The organism is Actinomyces mediterranea, from assembly GCF_900155595.1.
Lineage (GTDB): Bacteria > Actinomycetota > Actinomycetes > Actinomycetales > Actinomycetaceae > Pauljensenia > Pauljensenia mediterranea.
This window is the reverse complement of record NZ_FTPB01000002.1, coordinates 217,481-235,441: the sequence shown is the minus strand read 5'-3', so window position 1 is coordinate 235,441 and position 17,961 is coordinate 217,481. Positions and strand designations below refer to the sequence as shown.

The 17,961-nt window shown below is 65.9% G+C and carries 11 protein-coding genes and 1 riboswitch; of the genes, 10 read left to right on the top strand and 1 reads right to left on the bottom strand.

Going from position 1 to position 17,961, the window contains the following annotated elements:
• From BQ7471_RS01090 to BQ7471_RS01050, 9 genes are all read left to right on the top strand, one after another.
• Entirely contained in the window at nucleotides 1–1,491 is a 1,491-nt protein-coding gene (locus BQ7471_RS01090) for a DUF1846 domain-containing protein (RefSeq protein WP_076463542.1), read from the top strand.
• Between the two features lie 91 nt (nucleotides 1,492–1,582).
• Nucleotides 1,583–4,192 (top strand): UvrD-helicase domain-containing protein, encoded by a 2,610-nt coding sequence (locus tag BQ7471_RS01085; RefSeq protein WP_076463540.1) that lies wholly within the window; start codon nucleotides 1,583–1,585, stop codon nucleotides 4,190–4,192.
• 214 nt (nucleotides 4,193–4,406) lie between these two features.
• Complete coding sequence (locus BQ7471_RS01080) at nucleotides 4,407–4,808, top strand: glycerophosphodiester phosphodiesterase family protein (RefSeq protein WP_076463539.1); 402 nt, start codon at nucleotides 4,407–4,409, stop codon at nucleotides 4,806–4,808.
• A gap of 122 nt (nucleotides 4,809–4,930) precedes the next feature.
• Complete coding sequence (sucC, locus tag BQ7471_RS01075; protein ID WP_076463600.1) at nucleotides 4,931–6,151, top strand: ADP-forming succinate--CoA ligase subunit beta; 1,221 nt, start codon at nucleotides 4,931–4,933, stop codon at nucleotides 6,149–6,151.
• Nucleotides 6,151–7,041: a succinate--CoA ligase subunit alpha gene (sucD, locus tag BQ7471_RS01070; protein WP_076463537.1), complete on the top strand. Its 891-nt coding sequence runs from the start codon at nucleotides 6,151–6,153 to the stop codon at nucleotides 7,039–7,041. The genes sucC and sucD overlap by 1 nt, the downstream gene beginning before the upstream one ends.
• An 88-nt stretch (nucleotides 7,042–7,129) precedes the next feature.
• Complete coding sequence (locus BQ7471_RS01065; protein ID WP_076463535.1) at nucleotides 7,130–8,743, top strand: cell division protein PerM; 1,614 nt, start codon at nucleotides 7,130–7,132, stop codon at nucleotides 8,741–8,743.
• A 95-nt stretch (nucleotides 8,744–8,838) separates the two neighbouring features.
• Nucleotides 8,839–8,923, top strand: a riboswitch (ZMP/ZTP riboswitch).
• A gap of 25 nt (nucleotides 8,924–8,948) precedes the next feature.
• The gene (purH, locus tag BQ7471_RS01060) at nucleotides 8,949–10,838 is read left to right on the top strand and encodes a bifunctional phosphoribosylaminoimidazolecarboxamide formyltransferase/IMP cyclohydrolase (protein ID WP_076463534.1); all 1,890 of its coding nucleotides are present in this window, start codon (nucleotides 8,949–8,951) and stop codon (nucleotides 10,836–10,838) included.
• An 84-nt stretch (nucleotides 10,839–10,922) separates the two neighbouring features.
• Complete coding sequence (locus BQ7471_RS01055) at nucleotides 10,923–12,899, top strand: ABC transporter transmembrane domain-containing protein (protein WP_076463532.1); 1,977 nt, start codon at nucleotides 10,923–10,925, stop codon at nucleotides 12,897–12,899.
• On the top strand, nucleotides 12,896–14,629 hold the full coding sequence (locus BQ7471_RS01050; protein ID WP_076463531.1) for an ABC transporter ATP-binding protein: 1,734 nt from the start codon (nucleotides 12,896–12,898) through the stop codon (nucleotides 14,627–14,629). Before BQ7471_RS01055 ends, BQ7471_RS01050 begins: the two co-directional genes overlap by 4 nt.
• 33 nt (nucleotides 14,630–14,662) lie before the next feature.
• Here BQ7471_RS01050 and BQ7471_RS01045 read toward each other — a convergent pair whose 3' ends face one another.
• Complete coding sequence (locus BQ7471_RS01045) at nucleotides 14,663–16,033, bottom strand: hypothetical protein (RefSeq protein WP_076463529.1); 1,371 nt, start codon at nucleotides 16,031–16,033, stop codon at nucleotides 14,663–14,665.
• Nucleotides 16,034–16,147: 114 nt separating this feature from the next.
• On the opposite strand from BQ7471_RS01045, the gene guaA reads away from it, so the two are divergent.
• Nucleotides 16,148–17,719: a glutamine-hydrolyzing GMP synthase gene (gene guaA / locus BQ7471_RS01040; protein WP_076463528.1), complete on the top strand. Its 1,572-nt coding sequence runs from the start codon at nucleotides 16,148–16,150 to the stop codon at nucleotides 17,717–17,719.
• Nucleotides 17,720–17,961 lie beyond the last annotated feature (242 nt).

Here is a 17,961-nt window from a genome sequence, read left to right as displayed (position 1 = left end):
ATGCACCGTACCGGGTTTGATCGTGACAAGTACCTGCGCCTGCAGTCATCGCATATCGCTGAGCGCCGCGCGCAATTCGGCGGGAAGCTCTACCTGGAGTTCGGCGGCAAACTCATCGACGACATGCACGCCTCCCGGGTCCTCCCCGGATTCACCCCGGACAACAAGATCGTCATGCTGTCCGAGCTCAAAGACGATGTCGAGATCATCGTCGCCGTCAACGCCCACGACTTCCAGCGCCGCAAAGTGCGCGCCGACCTCGGCACTAGCTACGAGGACGAGGTACTGCGCCACATCGACGCATTCCGCGACTACGACCTCTTCGTCGGCAGCGTCGTCATCACCCAATGGAGCGACGACAACCGCGAGGCGAAGGCCGTCAAACGCCGCTTCGAGAAACTCGGCATCCGCGTCTACCGGCACTTCCCAATCCCCGGGTACCCCAATGACGTCGCCCGGATCGTCTCCGATCACGGGTACGGGCGCAACGAGTACATCGAAACGAGTCGTGACCTCATCGTCATAACCGCGCCCGGCCCCGGTTCGGGCAAAATGGCGACCTGCCTGTCTCAGCTCTACCACGATCACAAGCGGGGCATCCGCTCCGGCTACGCCAAGTGGGAGACCTTCCCGATCTGGAACCTGCCGCTCGACCACCCGGTAAATATCGCCTACGAGGCCGCAACCGCCGACCTTGACGACGTCAACATGATCGACCCCTTCCATCTGGCGGCCCACGGAGTCCAGGCCGTCAACTACAACCGCGACGTGGAGATCTTCCCCGTCCTTGACCGCCTGTTCACAGAAATCCTCGGCGAATCCCCCTACCAGTCGCCCACCGACATGGGCGTCAACATGGCGGGCCTGTCGATCTGCGACGACGAGGCGTGCAGGCGAGCATCCGAACAAGAGGTGATCCGCCGCTACTACAAAGCCCTCGTCACGGAGAAGAAGGAACTCGCCGAACCCGTCCAGTCCGAACGGATCGCACTGCTCATGACGAAGTTGGGGATCACGCCCGAGGACCGGCCCGTCGTCTCGCCGACGCTGAGAATCGCGAAGGCGACGAAGGCCCCCTCGGCTGCGATCGAGTTGTCCGATGGCACGATCGTGACGGGTAAGACTTCGGCGCTGCTCGGCTGCTCTTCGGCGATGCTGCTCAATGCGCTCAAAGTGCTCGCAGGGATCGACGACTCCATCAACGTGCTCTCGCCGCAGGCGATCGAACCGATCCAGACCCTCAAGACCCGCCACCTGGGGTCGCGCAACCCCCGCCTGCACACGGACGAGGTGCTCATCGCCCTCGCCGTGTCCGCGTCGACCGATGAGCACGCGCGCCGCGCCCTCGACCACATCGGAGCCCTCAGGGGATGTGATGTGCACACGTCAACGATCCTCGGCCCCGTCGACGAGGGGATCTTCCGCTCCCTCGGCATCCAGGTGACGAACGAGCCCGTCTACGCGACAAAATCTCTTTACCGCAAGAAGTAAGGATTCGATGAGTGCCTGGGACGACAACGTCAACGGGGCCGCACGGGCGAGCATCGCAGACGGCGCCGCACTGGCTTAGGCTTGAGGGGCCATGACTGACTTCACCGCTTTGCCCGACTTCGGCCCCATTGACGCCCTCTGGGATGCAGATGGCAATGTCCCCGAATGGGATCCGGACACCGCATCCCCCCAACTGCCGACGCTCGACATCGACGCCTATGGCGAGGTTCCGCCTGCGGAGGAGCCGTCATGGCTGACAAACGCCCACTATTCGGGTGCACGGGGAGGGGAGGGCGGCCCCGACGCCGACTCCCTGCTGCGCGGACTCAACGACGAACAGCGCGCCGCCGTCGTCCACGGGGGCTCGCCCCTACTGATCATGGCTGGTGCGGGCTCGGGCAAGACCCGGGTCCTCACCCATCGGATCGCCCACCTGTTGGCGACGGAGCGGGCAAGCGCAGGGCAGATCCTCGCGATCACCTTCACGAACAAGGCGGCCGCAGAAATGCGCGACAGGGTCTTCGAGCTGGTCGGCGACCGGACGCGCCGCATGTGGGTATCGACGTTCCACTCGGCGTGCGTTCGCATCCTGCGCCAAGAACACGAGGCGGCGGGCTTGACATCCTCCTTCACCATTTACGACGCGCAGGATTCCCAGCGCCTTATTCAAATGATCCTCAAAGCGGATAACGTCGATATCAGACGCTTCACCCCGAAGATGGTTGCCGCGCGGATCTCCGACCTCAAGAATGAGCTCATCACCGCTGAGGCCTACGCGGACGCGGTTCATAAGGACCCCGTGTCGAAGATCGTGGCCCGCACCTACGCCGAGTATGCGCGTCGCATGAGCCAGTCGAACGCCCTCGACTTCGACGATCTCATCATGCGCACCGTGCAACTCCTCGAATCGCGCCCCGCAGTGGCCGAGCACTATCACCGGCGTTTCCGCCACATCCTCGTCGACGAGTACCAGGACACGAACCACGCCCAATACGTCCTCGTGCGGCGCCTCGCCGGCGATGGGAGCGATGGGGTCGCACCCGCCGAACTCACCGTCGTCGGCGACTCCGACCAGTCGATCTACGCCTTCCGCGGCGCCACCATCCGCAATATCGAAGAGTTCGAGCGCGACTTCCCAGGGGCGCGCACCATTGTGCTGGAACAGAACTACCGCTCCACTCAGAACATCCTGTCCGCGGCGAACGCCGTCATCTCCCGCAACGAGGGCAGGCGGGAGAAGAACTTGTGGACGGCATCGGGAGACGGCGCGAAGATCATCCTGGATGCAGCGGACTCTGAACACGATGAGGCGCGCTTCATCGTCACAGAGGTCGACCGACTCCACGACGAGGACGCCGCCTGGGGCGATATTGCGATCTTCTACAGGACGAACGCGCAATCCCGGGCGCTCGAAGAACTCCTCGTCCGCCAGGGCATCCCCTACCGCGTCGTCGGCGGTACCCGCTTCTACGAGCGCAAAGAGATCAAAGACGCTCTCGCCTACCTCCAAGCCGTCTCGAACCCCGATGACACGGTCGCACTGCGGCGTATCCTCAACGTGCCCAGGCGCGGAATCGGGACCAAAGCGGAAGAGGCGCTCATCGCTCACGCAGACCGCTACAGCATCTCCCTGGGACAGGCGATCTCAGACGTGTGGCGCGCCCAGGGGCGCCCTGCGGGTGAGGGCGAGGGCATCGGATGGGCAGTCGCCCCTCACGACGATGCCGAAGCCGATGAGACGCGCACCGTCCTCGGCCTCACTCCGCGTGCAGCGAATGCTATTGCCGACTTCTGGGGGCTCCTCGTCATCGTCCGCGCAGGGGATGCGAGCGGGGTAGGAGTCGCGAAGATCCTCGAAGAAATCCTCGACCGCACCGGGTACCTCGCCGAGTTGCGCAAATCCGACGACCCGCAAGACGCTTCACGGGTTGAGAACCTCGCCGAATTGCATTCGGTCGCCAAAGACTTCGAAACATCGAACCCCGCAGGTTCGCTCGCAGACTTCCTGGAAAGGATCGCCTTAGTCGCCGATTCCGACCAGGTCCCCGCCGAGGACCAGCGCTCCGGACAGGTCACCCTTATGACGGTCCACACCGCGAAGGGGCTGGAGTTCCCGACCGTGTTCGTCACCGGCATGGAAGACGGTACCTTCCCCCACCAGCGCAGCCTCAACGACCCCGACGAACTCCAAGAGGAGCGCCGCCTCGCCTATGTTGCGATCACGAGGGCGCGCGAACGGCTCTACCTCACGAGGGCGGCCGTGCGTTCGGCCTGGGGGACGCCGCAGGAGCTACCGCCGTCTCGATTCCTCGATGACCTGCCCGAACAGCTGCTCGACGTGCGGCGCGTCGAGACGGCTCACGATCGGATGCACGCCCGTTCCGCCTCTTGGAGCCGGGCGTATCAGAGCCGGAACCCCTGGAGCGATGACGATGGGCCCGTCATCGGCGCCGGAGCCCGCACACGCATGGCGGCGAGCCGCCCCGTCGTCCGCATGGGCACCCCTGCGGCGTCGAAGACGGAGCCCGGCGACACGCCGATCCCCCAATACGCGGTAGGCGACCGCGTCACGCATGCGACTCTGGGAGAGGGCACCGTCGTCGGCCTGGAAGGCCAGGGACAACGCACCGTCGCACGGGTCGCCTTCGGGAAGACGGAGAAGCGCCTCCTCGTCCGAATGGCTCCGATGCAGCGCATCTGACCGGGCGACCGGGTCGTCGCGCATCGGAGCGATGTTGCTTCACGAGGGTTTTCGATGTACCGTGCCCGTGCGCACCCCCATTGCAGCGGGGGCGTGCGTCGATCGGGGTGAGATGGTCGTCGAACACACTGTCATGAGTCCACTGCGCTGAACGAACGGCTCCTGCACTGCACATCCGCAGTCGGGAGTCGTGTCAGCCAACTCGAGGATGTCAATGTTCCGTCTTCTCACGCGCGAGAAGAAGCCCGATCGGGGTGTGAACGCGAGCGATCTGTGGCTTTATGCGCGCTATCAGCTATTGTCGAGGGCGCTCATCATCATCGTGCTCAGCCCCCTGTACACGATGCTCATCAACGACCTCGACCCCTTCCGCGCGATGATCGCATCTGCAGGATTGGAGGCGGCGATCGCCCAAGGGGCTCAATGGTCTGAGATCAACGTCCAGCGCACGAAGGACGGCCATTACATCATTCACCATGATGCGACATTCAAGCGCCTCGCCGGGGAGCCGAGGACGGCGCAGGAGAAAATCGGATTGTTCATCGAACTAAAGGGGCGAGCGCGGATCAGGAGATGGTGGACGATCTGGCGGAGACGATCCGTCAGCGGGGGATGAACGAATCCGTCGCCCTCATCAGCCTCACTCTCGACCCCGTGCGCTACAGTAAACGGGCCCCTATCCTCGGAGTTGGTCGGCACCGATCGCGTACACGCCAGTCGCAGGAGGAGGGGAAGCCAATGGACCTGCATGAATACCAGGCGCGTAGCCTCCTCAGCTCCCATGGGGTTCCCGTGCCCCCGGGAATGACGGTGACCCGTCCCGAGGACGCCCGACGGGCTGCGGCTCGCCTCCTAGGAGAAGGCGCGGATAGCGTGGTCGTTAAAGCCCAGGTGAAGACCGGTGGGCGAGGAAAAGCCGGAGGCGTCCGTGTCGCGCGCAGCGCCGATGAGGCCGAAGAGCACGCCCGTAAGATCCTCGGGCTCGACATTCACGGACACCGGGTCGACACCCTTCTCATTGCATCGCGCGCCGATGTCGTCGAGGAGTTCTACTTCTCGATTCTGCTCGACCGCTCCCACAGGCGCCACCTCGTGATCTGCTCGCACGAGGGCGGCATGGACATCGAGGCTCTCGCGAAGGACCGCCCCGAAGCCATCGTCCGCATCGGTGTGGACGCCGACACCGGGATCAATGAGAGGGTCGCCCGCCGACTCCTCGCGTGCACCGGCATGACCGCAGATCACCACAGGGGGCTCACGCAGGTCCTCATGTCGCTGTGGGACGTCTACCAGGGCGAGGACGCGACCCTGGTCGAGGTGAACCCCCTGGGAGTCACCGCCGATGGGGGCGTGTGGGCGCTCGACGCGAAAGTGAGCCTCGACGATAACGCGCGCTTCCGCCACCCCGAACACGAGGTCTTTATCGACGCGGAGTCTCAAGACCCCCTCGAGGCGCTCGCCGCCCAGTCGGGCATCAACTACGTGCGCCTCAACGGGCAGGTCGGCATCATCGGCAACGGCGCAGGCCTCGTCATGTCGACCCTCGACATGGTCGCGATGACGGGGGAGGAAACGGGGATCAGCCCCGCGAACTTCCTCGACATCGGCGGAGGGGCCGACGCTGAGACCATGGCGAAGAGCCTCGGCATCGTCCTGGGAGACGAACGAGTCCGATCAGTGCTCGTCAACGTCTTCGGCGGGATCACCGCCTGCGACCGGGTCGCCGAGGGGATCCTCACGGTGCTCGGCATGCTGTCCGACACGGCGACCACACCCATCGTCGTGTGCCTCAACGGCAACCGGGTCGACGAGGGCAAGGCGATCCTCGCCGCCGCCCGGCACCCGTTCATTCACATGGCGGACACCATGGATGCCGCTGTTCGCAAGGCAGTGGAACTCGCCCGCCTCGGCCGCGCCGACGAGGGCGGGGACCGACAGAGCACAGGGGAGGAGGACTGATGTCGATCTTCCTCAATGAGGATGCCCGCGTCATCGTCCAGGGCATGACCGGAGTGGAGGGACGCACCCATACGCAGCGGATGTTGAGCGCCGGAACGCGGATCGTCGCGGGCACCAACCCGCATTCGTGGGAGCGATCCATGAACTTCGAGGCCGGTGCCGCTGAGGTGCAGCTCCCCGTCTTCCGGACCGTCGCCGAAGCAATGGGGCAGACCGGGGCGAACACTTCCGTCGTCTTCGTTCCCGCACCCTTCGCCAAAGACGCTGCCCTGGAGGCGATCGGCGCGGGTATTGAGACTCTCGTCGTCATCACTGCGGGAATCCCCGTCCACGACTCCGTCATCATCGTCGAGCACGCCACTGAGCGGGGAGTCCGGCTCATCGGCCCGAACTGCCCGGGGATCTTCAGCCCCGGCGGATCGAATGTCGGCATCATCCCCGAGGGCATCGCACCCAAGGGGAGGATCGGCCTCGTCTCGAAGTCGGGAACCCTCACCTACCAGCTCATGTACGAGTTGCGCGACCTCGGATTCTCCACATGCCTGGGCATCGGCGGAGACCCGGTCGTCGGGACGACCCACGTTGACGCCCTCGCAGCTTTCGAAGAGGACCCTGATACGGACTTCGTCGTCATGATCGGCGAGATCGGAGGGGACTCGGAGGAGCGCGCCGCTGGGTGGATCGAGGAGCACATGACGAAGCCAGTCGTCGCCTATATCGCGGGCTTCAGCGCCCCGAAGGGCAAGACCATGGGCCACGCGGGCGCGATCGTGTCGGGAGCGTCGGGTACTGCGGCCGCCAAGGCTCGGGCGCTCGAGGCGGCGGGCGTGCCGGTGGGGAGGACCCCTTTCCACACGGCTGAACTGGCACGCGAGATCTTCGGCGGGTGAGGGCGCCTGAGTGACGCCTCACGGGTTCGGCGCATGATCGGCGCTTCGACCCGGCGGCGGCGCCGACGTGGGCGACGATAGGGGAACAATGAATGAGACTTCCAGGCCCAGGCCGCACCAGACGAAACGGACGACGACCTATGTGCCGTCGAGACGCACCATCCGGATCGAGGTTCCCGATGGGTGGGCTCGCGCTGTCCTGTCGGGAGCGGAGACCGTGTTCATCGGGTGGGCGATCGTCACCCTCGCATCCATGGCCGCCTATTCGACGGTATCGGACAACCCATGGATGGGGTCGATTACCTGGGAGAACGCTTTCGCATTCGGCACCGACCTGTGGGCAGCGGCCCTCGGCGCACCCGTCATCGTCGACTCAGTGGCCTACACGGCGACTCCGACACTGCTCGGCGCATTGCTCATCGCGATCCTGCGGCTCCTCCTCAGATCCGGTCGGGCATTCCCCGCTGCGGCGCACTGGTTCGCCGTCCCCACATTCGCGGCCACCTCGTTCATCATCGTCGGCGCCGGTGCGAATCACGCGCACTGGTGGCAGGCATGGCCGGGCGCCCTTCTCATCCCCCTCATCGCGGTCGGATGGGCCGTCGTCCAACACTGCGACGACAAGGAATCGCGTCTCGTTTTGCACGACTGGATCCGTGACGGCCTCACTCAGGGACTACGATTGACGGGCGCCGTCGTCGCGATGGGGTTCATCGCGTTATGCGCCGCATTGGTCGTGCATCGAGATGCGATCGCGAGCATCCACGCGCTGCTCCTGCCCGCCTCGAAGCTGCAGGACGGGCTCATCATTGCGGCTCAGGTTTTCTACTTGCCGACCCTCATCGCGTGGGCGCTCGCGTGGCTCGGGGGCCCCGGCGTGTGGATCGGAGTCGACGCCCCCCACTCGCCGACCGTGGCCTCGACCGCTCCGATCCCCGGCTTCCCCGTCTTAGGGGCACTGCCCGTTTCAGCGCCCGGCATGTGGGTGATCCTCCTCCCCATCGCCGTGGGAGTCGGAGTCGGCGTCTTCTTCGGTACGAGGTCGGTGTGTCGGACAATCGGAGAGCAGACGCGGCGGACCGCCGTCTCCGTCGGGGTACTCGCCATCGTCGTCGTCGTGTGGATGGCGTCTGCTGTGATGCACCTGGGGAGTGCGCGCATGGCGCTCCTCGGTCCGCACCCGGCGACTGCGGCGTTCGCCCTCGTCGCCGAAGTCGGCGGCGGAATGCTCGCAGGTGCTCTGCTCACCCACCCCGACGCGGTCGCGTGGTTGAAGTCCCAGTGGACCCAGTCTCTCCAACCGGTCGGCGAGGACGCACAGAGGGTCGTTTCCCTTCAGGAGGAGTCGCCCGGCATCGACGAAGCCGACACGGGCATCGAGGCAGACAGTGAGCCACGTGCGGACGCTCCCGACGAGTCTCCTGACGACGTGGGCGGGGCGAGCGACGAGTCCCCGATGGCGGCCATCGTGACCGCCGACGACGGGGGGACTGCTGACAGGATGGAAGAGACAGCTGAAACCACCACGATCAGCACTGATGTGGCACTCGAGGAGGTCATTGAGACGACTACGATGAGCCTCGTCAATGAGGCGGATGCGCCGACGGGACGGCTGAGGCCGTGGACCCCGAGCGAAGAAGCAGTCATCCCCGCAGTCGAATCCCCCGCCCGCCAGGCCGAACGAGAACCCGAGCAGGACTGACGAGCATCCGGGTGAGTGAGGCCCCTCAGGCGGGCCCCTGCTCCCGCAACATCACAAGGACTCGGATGCCGACCCCGCTCATCGGACATTAGACTGGATGCGGTCGCGACTGGCGAGGGTGGGGCACCACCGGGGAGCGGCCGGATAACCCGCGAGGCGCCGCCCGCCTGGGCGCCGGGCATGCACAATCACTCCTGGAGGAATCATGTCCGTAAGGCTGGACAACCTGGAATCCATTGACGTGCGCCCCATCAAGCGCGCCCTCATCTCCGTATACGACAAGACCGGGTTGGAAGAACTCGCCCGGGGCCTCGCTCAAGCGGGCGTCGAGATCGTCTCCACCGGGTCGACCGCGGCCCGCATCGCGCAGGCGGGAGTGTCGGTCACGCCCGTCGACGACGTCACCGGATTCCCTGAGGTGCTCGAAGGGCGCGTCAAGACCCTTCACCCGAAGGTCCACGCGGGCATCCTCGCCGACCAGCGCAAGGCGGACCATCGCGCCCAGATCACCGAGCTCGGCATCAGAGCCTTCGATCTCGTCGTCTGTAACCTCTACCCGTTCTCCGACACCGTCGCCTCCGGCGCCTCTTTCGACGAGTGCGTCGAACAGATCGACATCGGCGGCCCCTCGATGGTGCGCGCCGCCGCGAAGAACCACCCCTCCGTCGCGGTCATTACCTCCCCCGCGCACTACCCGGACATCGTCGAGGCGGCAGAAAGTGGCGGTTCCACCCTCGATGAGCGCCGCGAATACGCCGCAGAAGCGTTCGTTCACACGGCGACCTATGACTTGGCGATCGCCGGATGGATGACGCGGCAGGTCGAGCGCACCGACCTCGTCGAAGAACTCGATGAGGCCTGCGAGGATCACCTCGGAATCGATGATGATCTCTTCTCTCAGATGTTGGAGGGCATTTTCGCGCAGCCGGAGGGCGACGACGACGCCGAGGACGACGACACCGTCATCGTCGCCGACGACGAGGAGCCCGTATTCCCGGCCTTCGTCTCCGCGGCATTCCAACGACTCGACGCCCTGCGATACGGAGAGAACCCGCACCAACAGGCGGCGGTCTACGCTGAACTGCTCGAAGACGAAGAGGGCGCCCTCATCCTTCGCGACGAGGACGACGCCGCCGACGCCCCGCTCCTGCCGGGCATCGCCAATGCCCGCCAGCTGCACGGCAAGGCGATGAGCTACAACAACTACACCGACTCCGATGCGGCGCTGAGGGCCGCCTACGACCACGAGCGCCCCTGCGTGGCGATCATCAAGCACGCGAACCCCTGCGGCATCGCCGTCGCCGACGACATCGCTGAAGCCCACCGCAAGGCCCACGCCTGCGACCCGGTGTCCGCATTCGGCGGCGTCATCGCCGTGAACCGCCCGGTTACGGTGCAGCTCGCCGAGCAGATCGTCCCGATCTTCACCGAGGTCGTCCTCGCCCCCGCATACGAGGACGGCGCGCTGGAGGTCCTGGCGGCGAAGAAGAACCTCCGCGTCCTCGAAGCGCTGCCGCCCCTGCGCGGCGACATCGAATTCAAGCAGATCAGCGGTGGCCTCATCGTTCAGAACCGTGACGAGATCGATGCCGTGGGCGACGACCCCGCGAATTGGACTCTCGTCGCGGGAGAGCCCGCCGATGCGGCGACTCTCGCCGACTTGGAGTTCGCGTGGCGCTCCGTAAGGGCCGTCCGCTCCAACGCCATCATCCTCGTCAAGGATGAGGCGTCCATCGGGGTCGGCATGGGGCAGGTGAACCGCGTCGACTCCTGCAAGCTGGCGGTTGAGCGCGCGAACACCCTCGGCGGCCGCGCCACCGGGGACGCTGCGAAGGATGCGGGCGCGGACGTCCAGTCCGCCGGTGGCGCCAGAGCCGATGATGTTGTTGACGCGCCCGAGCAGCGCTCCATCGGCTCCGTCGCCGCATCGGACGCGTTCTTCCCCTTCGCCGACGGACTTCAGATCCTCATCGACGCCGGAGTGAAGGCCGTCGTCCAGCCGGGAGGATCCGTTCGCGACGAGGAATCCATCGACGCGGCCCGCGCCGCGAGCATCACCCTGTACATGACCGGAACACGTCACTTCGCGCACTGACACCGTGCTTGCGGCCACTGCGCGGATGAATAATCACAATCCTTCGTGAAGGCACTCCCTTCGCGACGAAAGGACAGCTCCGATATGCGAGACCCTCTCGCACGCGCAGCGGCCGACGCAGGCATTGCGCTGCCCCCGCTCGGTCCCACCCCGAGACATTGGATCGCCCCGTGGCGGACCCTGCGGGGGCCCGCGTGGCCACTGCCCGCGGCCGCCCCGCGATTCGCCCGCGAACTCCTGCGCAGACGCGTACCCGCCCTCGCACTGGGGGTCGCAGCGACGACCCTGGGCACAGTCGCCTCCGCCCTCGTCCCCTGGGCGATGGGCGGCGCCCTCGATACTGCCTTAGCGACGGGCGTGTCCGCGGACCTGGCGATCGCCGGAGGAGTGTTCCTGCTCGTCGTCGTCCTCGTCGCAGTGGGGGACGCCCTCACGCAGATGACGGAGATCACCACGTGGATGGGGTCGTCCGTCGGATCGGCCAGAACAGTCGCCTCCTACGCATCGATGCACCCACGCGCCGTCAAACGCGACTCGACGGCGGGCGACGTCGTCACCGCGACGAATTCGGACGCCTCCGCATTGGGCAGAGCGACGTCTCTCATTCCCGAATTCGTGGCCTCCGCTGCGGCGACCATCCTCGTCGCGTTCCTCATGCTGAGAACCTCGCTCTCGCTCGGGCTCATTGTTCTCATCGGGATGCCGATCCTCGTCATCGGGCTCATGGCACTCGGAGGACCCCTCGAAGCCCGGCAGTCAATGATGCGCGACGAGCAGGGGGAGCTGACGACGATCTCCACCGACGCCGTGCAGGGGCTGCGCATCCTGCGCGGGATCGGCGGAGAGGACTCGTATTCGCGGGCCTACCGCGCCCAGTCGCAACGGGCCAGGGCCGCTGCGGTTAAGGTCGCGCCGACTGCCGCCCTCCTGGCGGCGACCCGCTCCGCCGTGCCCATGCTGTTCTCCGTCCTCGTCGTCGCCCAGGGCGCGATGCTCATCTTCGACGGGGTGATGAGCGTCGGCCAGCTCCTCGCCTTCTACGGGTACATGACTTTCCTGCGCCATCCCCTGTGGATTCTCTCCGACTCGGTCGAACACCTCACTCGCGCCTGGGTCGCCGTGAAACGTGCTTCGTCGATCCTCGCGATCCAGCCACTGACCTGCGACGAGGTCGGCGCCTCCGCCTCATCACAGCGCGAGGACCACCCCACGGTCGACTCCGATTCGATCGACTGGGCGAGTGCGACAGTGGAGGACCCGTTGAGCGGTGTTCGCCTGCGCCCGGGGCTCACCACTGCCCTGCTCGCCCCGAGCGTGCAGATCGCCCGCGATGTTGCCCGCCGTCTTGCCCGCGTCAGCGATGACGAGTCCTCCGCGATCCTGTCCGGCTCCGGATTCCACGTGCCCCTCGCGAGCCTGCCCGTGGGCGACGTGCGCAAACACATCCTGCTCAGTGAGGAGACCCCGCAACTGTTCGCGGGCTCATTGCGTGAAAACCTCCTCGGAGCCGACACGCCCCCGCCTCCCCGTCGCCCGCTGTCGGACACCATCTACCGGGAGATTATCGCATCTGCTCCCACGGGTGAAAAGGTCCTCCTGTCCGTGAACCATGACCCCTCAGACGACGACCCCGCCCTCCTGGATGCGCTCACAGTTGCGGCGGCATCCGATGTCCTTTCCTCCCTGCCCGGCGGATTGGACGGGCTGCTCGCAGAATCGGGGCGAAATGTGTCGGGGGGACAGCGCCAGCGCATCGCCCTCGCACGAGCACTCGTGCATGACCCCGACATCGCCCTCTTCGTCGAACCCACTTCGGCGCTCGACTCCCACACCGAGGCCCTCATCGGGGAGCGCCTGGCGAAAGCGCGCGACAAACGCACGACCCTCCTCATCACGGAATCGCCATTGCTTCTCGACTATGCGGACCACATCATCATCCTCGACTCCGATGGGCGGGCCGTCGCGTCGGGGAACCTCAACGACCTTAGAGTCGCAGTGAACGACGGTGTCAAGGGTGTCGCCCAAACGCTGGCGCTGCTGCGCAGGGGGGATGCCCGATGAGACTCCCCCTCGCCTCGCCCGCCCTTACGGGAAAGCGCCTCGTCGCCCTCGTGCGTTCCTTCGCTGCGCCGATGACAGTGATCGTCGGACTGCAGCTGCTCGCCGCGCTCAGTGCAGTCGCCCTGCCCTGGATCGTCGGGGACATCGTTGACGCCATTGGCGCGGGGACGACACGCCAATGGGTGCTCGGGCGCATCACAGTTGCCTTCGTCCTCGTCGCAGTGAACTTCATCCTCGTGTGGCTCTCCGACTACCGCTCGCGCATGCTGGGCGAACAGATCTTCGCAATCCTGCGAGAGGACCTTGTCGACTCCGTCGTCCACCTGCCCCTGTCCACGGTCGAGTCCGCAGGCAGCGGCGACCTCATCGGGAGGACGACCCACGACATCGACCGGGTGCAGATGATGATCCGCAGGGGATTGTCCGCGATCCTCGTCCTCGTGACGACGGCACTCGTCACACTCGTCGCAGCCGCCATCGTGTCGCCGCGGCTCGTGTGGGTGCTCATCGCGGAGATCCCCCTCGTCGTGCTCGTCGCGAAGTGGTACATGCCGCGCACCATCCCCTCCTACCAGGCCTCCTCCGCGGTCGTCGCCGAGTTCTCCGGCGTCATTTCTGAGACCGTCAGCCAGGCGGAGACGGTGGATGCCTTGCGCCTGGGGTCGACGCGGTGGGCCAGATACGACTCCCTCATCGCGCAGATGTGGCGACTGGAGCGCTACGGCGCATGGATGCGGGTCTTCTTATTCATCGGGATGATCATCGTGACCCTCAGCCCGATCGTGGTCCTCATCGGATTGGGCGCCGTCGGCGTCCCCGCGGGGTGGGTGAGCGCGGGCGCAGTGACCACGATGGTCATGTACTGCTACCAGTTGCGCGGACCGTTGTGGGAAGCGACCTTTTGGGTCGATGAACTCCAATTCGCCTACACCTCCCTGCAACGCATCTTCGGCGTCGACCTCGTCGAGGCGGATCGCACGGCGATAGAGGGGGCCACGGGCGGCGGCACCATTGACGTCGACTCGGTGAGCTATGCCTACCGGGAGGGGTCGCCCGTCCTTCACGACGTGTCGCTGACGCTGCGCGAGGCTGAGACTCTTGCAATCGTCGGCCCGTCGGGGGCGGGCAAGTCGACGCTCGGGCGCATGATCGCGGGCATCCACCCGCCCTCGTCGGGCAGTGTGCGAGTAGACGGCGTCGACCTGGTCGATCTGCCCGAGAAGGAGTTGCACCGGACGGTCGTCCTGGTCACCCAGGAGCATCACGTCTTCGTCGGATCGATTGCGCAGAACCTGCGCCTAGCGGCCCCCGATGCGGATGACGACGCCCTGTGGGAAGCTCTGCGCGCGGTCGGCGCCGCCGATTGGGTGGCGAACGAAGGCGGCCTCGAGATACGCGTCGGAGCCGGGGGCGCCCAATTGCCGCCCGCCCGCGCCCAGCAGATCGCACTGGCGCGGATCATCCTCATGAACCCCTCGACTCTGGTCCTCGACGAGGCAACGTCTCTGTTGGACCCCGCGTCGGCGCGCAGCGTCGAACAGTCCCTGGCGCGGGTCCTGCGGGGCAGGACGGTCGTCGCCATCGCCCATCGGCTCCACACGGCACATGATGCGGATCGGGTAGCGGTCATGGTCGACGGGCGGATCGTAGAACTGGGGACTCACGATGAGTTGCTCGCTCTCGAGGGCGAATACGCGCACCTGTGGAGGGCGTGGCGCTGTGGCGACTGAGCGCATCCCTGGGACTGCGAGGCGGAGGCAGCGCTAGAGCCCCGCATCGGGGTGATCGGGAACCGAAGGCCACACCCCCGGAGCATGACTGTGGGCGGTGAGCGAGTGCGTCGGGATCTCGTAGGCGAGCGGTAGGAACGGGCAGATCAACTCGGCGAGGTCGTCGGGCCGCTCATCGGAGATGAAGACGACTTTCGGGTGCAGCTTCGCCGACTCGACGAGGTCGAGGATCGGGCGCGAATCCTCCCACTCCGACTCCACCCAATAGACCGTCCAATCGGGGCCGAGGGGCCCCTGGGCGCTCACGATGAGGCGTCTGACGCGGCAGCCCGGCGGCAGCGCCGTCACCACGTCCTCGTCGAGGTTGATCATGAGGCCGGGCCCCGACACGGCGGTCAGCAAGCCGGCGGGGACATCGCGCGGATCCTCCGCCGTGCGCGCCCAGTGGGGGATCGACGCATCGATCGGCTCTGTCGCGGTGGACAGGCGAGCCACCCAGTCGACGAATCTCCACGTCATCAGCTCCGGGCGGACATCGAGCATCTCGGGGACCGCCCAGCGGAACTGGCACACGGCGAGGAACCACTGGAGCGGATCGACGGGACCCAGGAGAAGGCCCTCGCGCAGGTAGAGTGCCCGCTGCATGATGTCATCGCGGATCGGGTCGTCGGACAGCTTGCGGGCCTTGCGCAGGCGACGGTGGAAACGCTTCTGCGCGGAGGCGTAGTCGTCACCGTTGATCCACTGGTCGCCCGGCCAGTTGTGCAGGCGAACGACCTCCTCGCGCAGTGAGAATCGCTCGCCGATGTGTCCGCGATGGGCGAGGACGTCGTCCCAGGCCTCCACCATGGTGAGCGCCCGTTCGAACTCGGCGGGGATATCGATGAGGGGGATGACGTGAAGATGCATGTCTGCGACCCGGATCTGCCAATTGCGCAGCTGCTCGCGCGTCACCGGCGTGCCCGTCACCCGCTTCCAGCGCTTGTCCTGCGCACGGCGGGTGAATGCCTCCGCCCATTCGTCGACGGCGGCGGTGAGATCCTCATCGGGCGCGGGCGGGGCACAAGCGGGATCGAGGTCGTCACGCGCGACGGAATTCTCAAGGAATGCGATGGCGGACAGCAGTAGGCCGCGTTCGGGCAGCTTCACCCCTTTGCGGGATGCGAGGGAGATCGGGTTGAGGAACTGGTGGAGCAGCCACGTCGTATCGGGCGTCAGGGCCTTCGAGGCCGCCCGTGCAGTCGCCTCGACGACTTCAGCGTTGAGGGAAGCGACGAGGGGGAGGCACTCGCGCTCGGCTTTCGACAGCTTGCGGCCGTCGGGGAAGCGCTTGTGTGCGCCGTGCATCCCCAGATCGGTGATGAACTCGGGTGCGGCCCGTTTCTTGCGCTTCTTCGGACTCATAGTGCCATTGTCGTCGACTCCGCCGCCCGCCGTGGGGCGTGCGCGCCGCGTGGTGAGTCAGTCGGCAGATGTGCGGGGTCCCGTCGGTTCCGCAGGTCCGGGTACCATTGGCGCGTGACTACCACTGCTCCCCGCCCCGTCCTCGTCATCGACTTCGGCGCACAGTATGCGCAGCTCATCGCTCGACGGGTCCGTGAGGCCCGCGTCTACTCCGAGATCGTGCCGCACACGATGCCGGTTGCCGACATGCTCGCCAAGGACCCGGCGGCGATCATCTTGTCCGGAGGCCCCTCCTCCGTGTACGAGGATGGTGCGCCTTCAATCGATCCGGCCCTTTTCGACGCGGGAGTCCCGCTGCTGGGGATCTGCTACGGATTCCAGACCATGGCGGCCGCCCTCGGCGGCACTGTGGGGCGAACCGGCACTAGGGAGTACGGGCGCACCGACGCCTCAGTCGCCCCAGACTCCTGTCTTTTCGCTGGAACACCGACCGAACAGGTCGTGTGGATGAGCCACGGGGACGCCGTCCAGGCAGCCCCCGAAGGATTCGCCGTCACAGCATCCACCGCCGAGACGCCGGTCGCCGCTTTCGAGGATCGGGGCCGCAGGCTCTTCGGTCTGCAGTGGCATCCCGAGGTGGGGCACTCGCAGTTCGGCCAGGACGCGCTGACACACTTCCTCTACGAGGGTGCGGGCATCGAGCCGACGTGGACTGCGGGATCTATCGTCGATGAACAGGTCGAGGCGATCCGTGCGCAGGTTGGCGACGCGCAGGTCATCTGCGCCCTGTCCGGTGGTGTCGATTCCTCTGTCGCTGCAGCATTGGTCCACAAGGCGGTCGGCGATCAGCTCACATGCTTCTTCATCGACCACGGGCTTCTGCGGGCGGGGGAGCGCGAACAGGTCGAGGGCGACTACGCGCGCGGCATGGGCATCCGGGTCATCACGGTGGACGAGTCCGAGCGATTCCTCTCCGCGCTCGCGGGAGTGTCCGATCCGGAGACGAAGCGCAAGATCATTGGCCGCGAGTTCATCCGCTCGTTCGAGGCCGCTCAGAAACAGGTCATCGAGGAGATCAGCGCCGTCGACGGCGAGGTGAAGTTCCTCGTTCAGGGCACGCTGTACCCGGATGTCGTCGAGTCCGGCGGTGGCGAGGGCGCGGCGAATATTAAGAGTCACCACAATGTCGGCGGCTTGCCCGAGGATATGACGTTTGAGCTGGTTGAGCCGCTGCGCGCCCTGTTTAAAGACGAGGTGCGCGCCGTGGGCCGCGAACTCGGGCTGCCCGACTATCTGGTGAATCGTCAGCCCTTCCCCGGACCCGGCCTGGGCATCCGGATCATCGGAGAGGTGACGAAAGAGCGGCTCGACATTCTTCGAGCCGCCGACCTCATCGCCCGTGAGGAGATGACCGCCGCGGGACTGGATTCTCAGATCTGGCAGTGCCCGGTGGTGCTGCTCGCCGATGTTCGCTCGGTGGGAGTCCAAGGCGACGGTCGCACCTATGGCCATCCGGTGGTGCTGCGCCCTGTGTCCAGCGAGGATGCGATGACGGCGGATTGGACGCGCCTGCCCTACGATGTGCTCGCCCGCATCTCGACGCGCATCACGAATAGCGTGCCCGAGGTGAACCGTGTCGTCCTCGATGTGACGAGCAAGCCTCCGGCGACCATCGAGTGGGAGTAGTCTCGTTTGCTTTACTAATAATGAAATGAGATTTATGGAAGTGCAGCTCAGACATGGCTGAACTGCACTTTTTGATAGTGGTTCCCCATTTACAGTCGCCGCTAACATAGGAAGAATCAATTGCGGATTACCGCCGATGACGGTATAAAATTGGCGGTAATAGAGAGGGACCGGGCTATGGGCTACCTACCGCCGTGTGAACGCAACGGGGTGGGTTCTAGGGGTGGTTGCGACACGTGTTC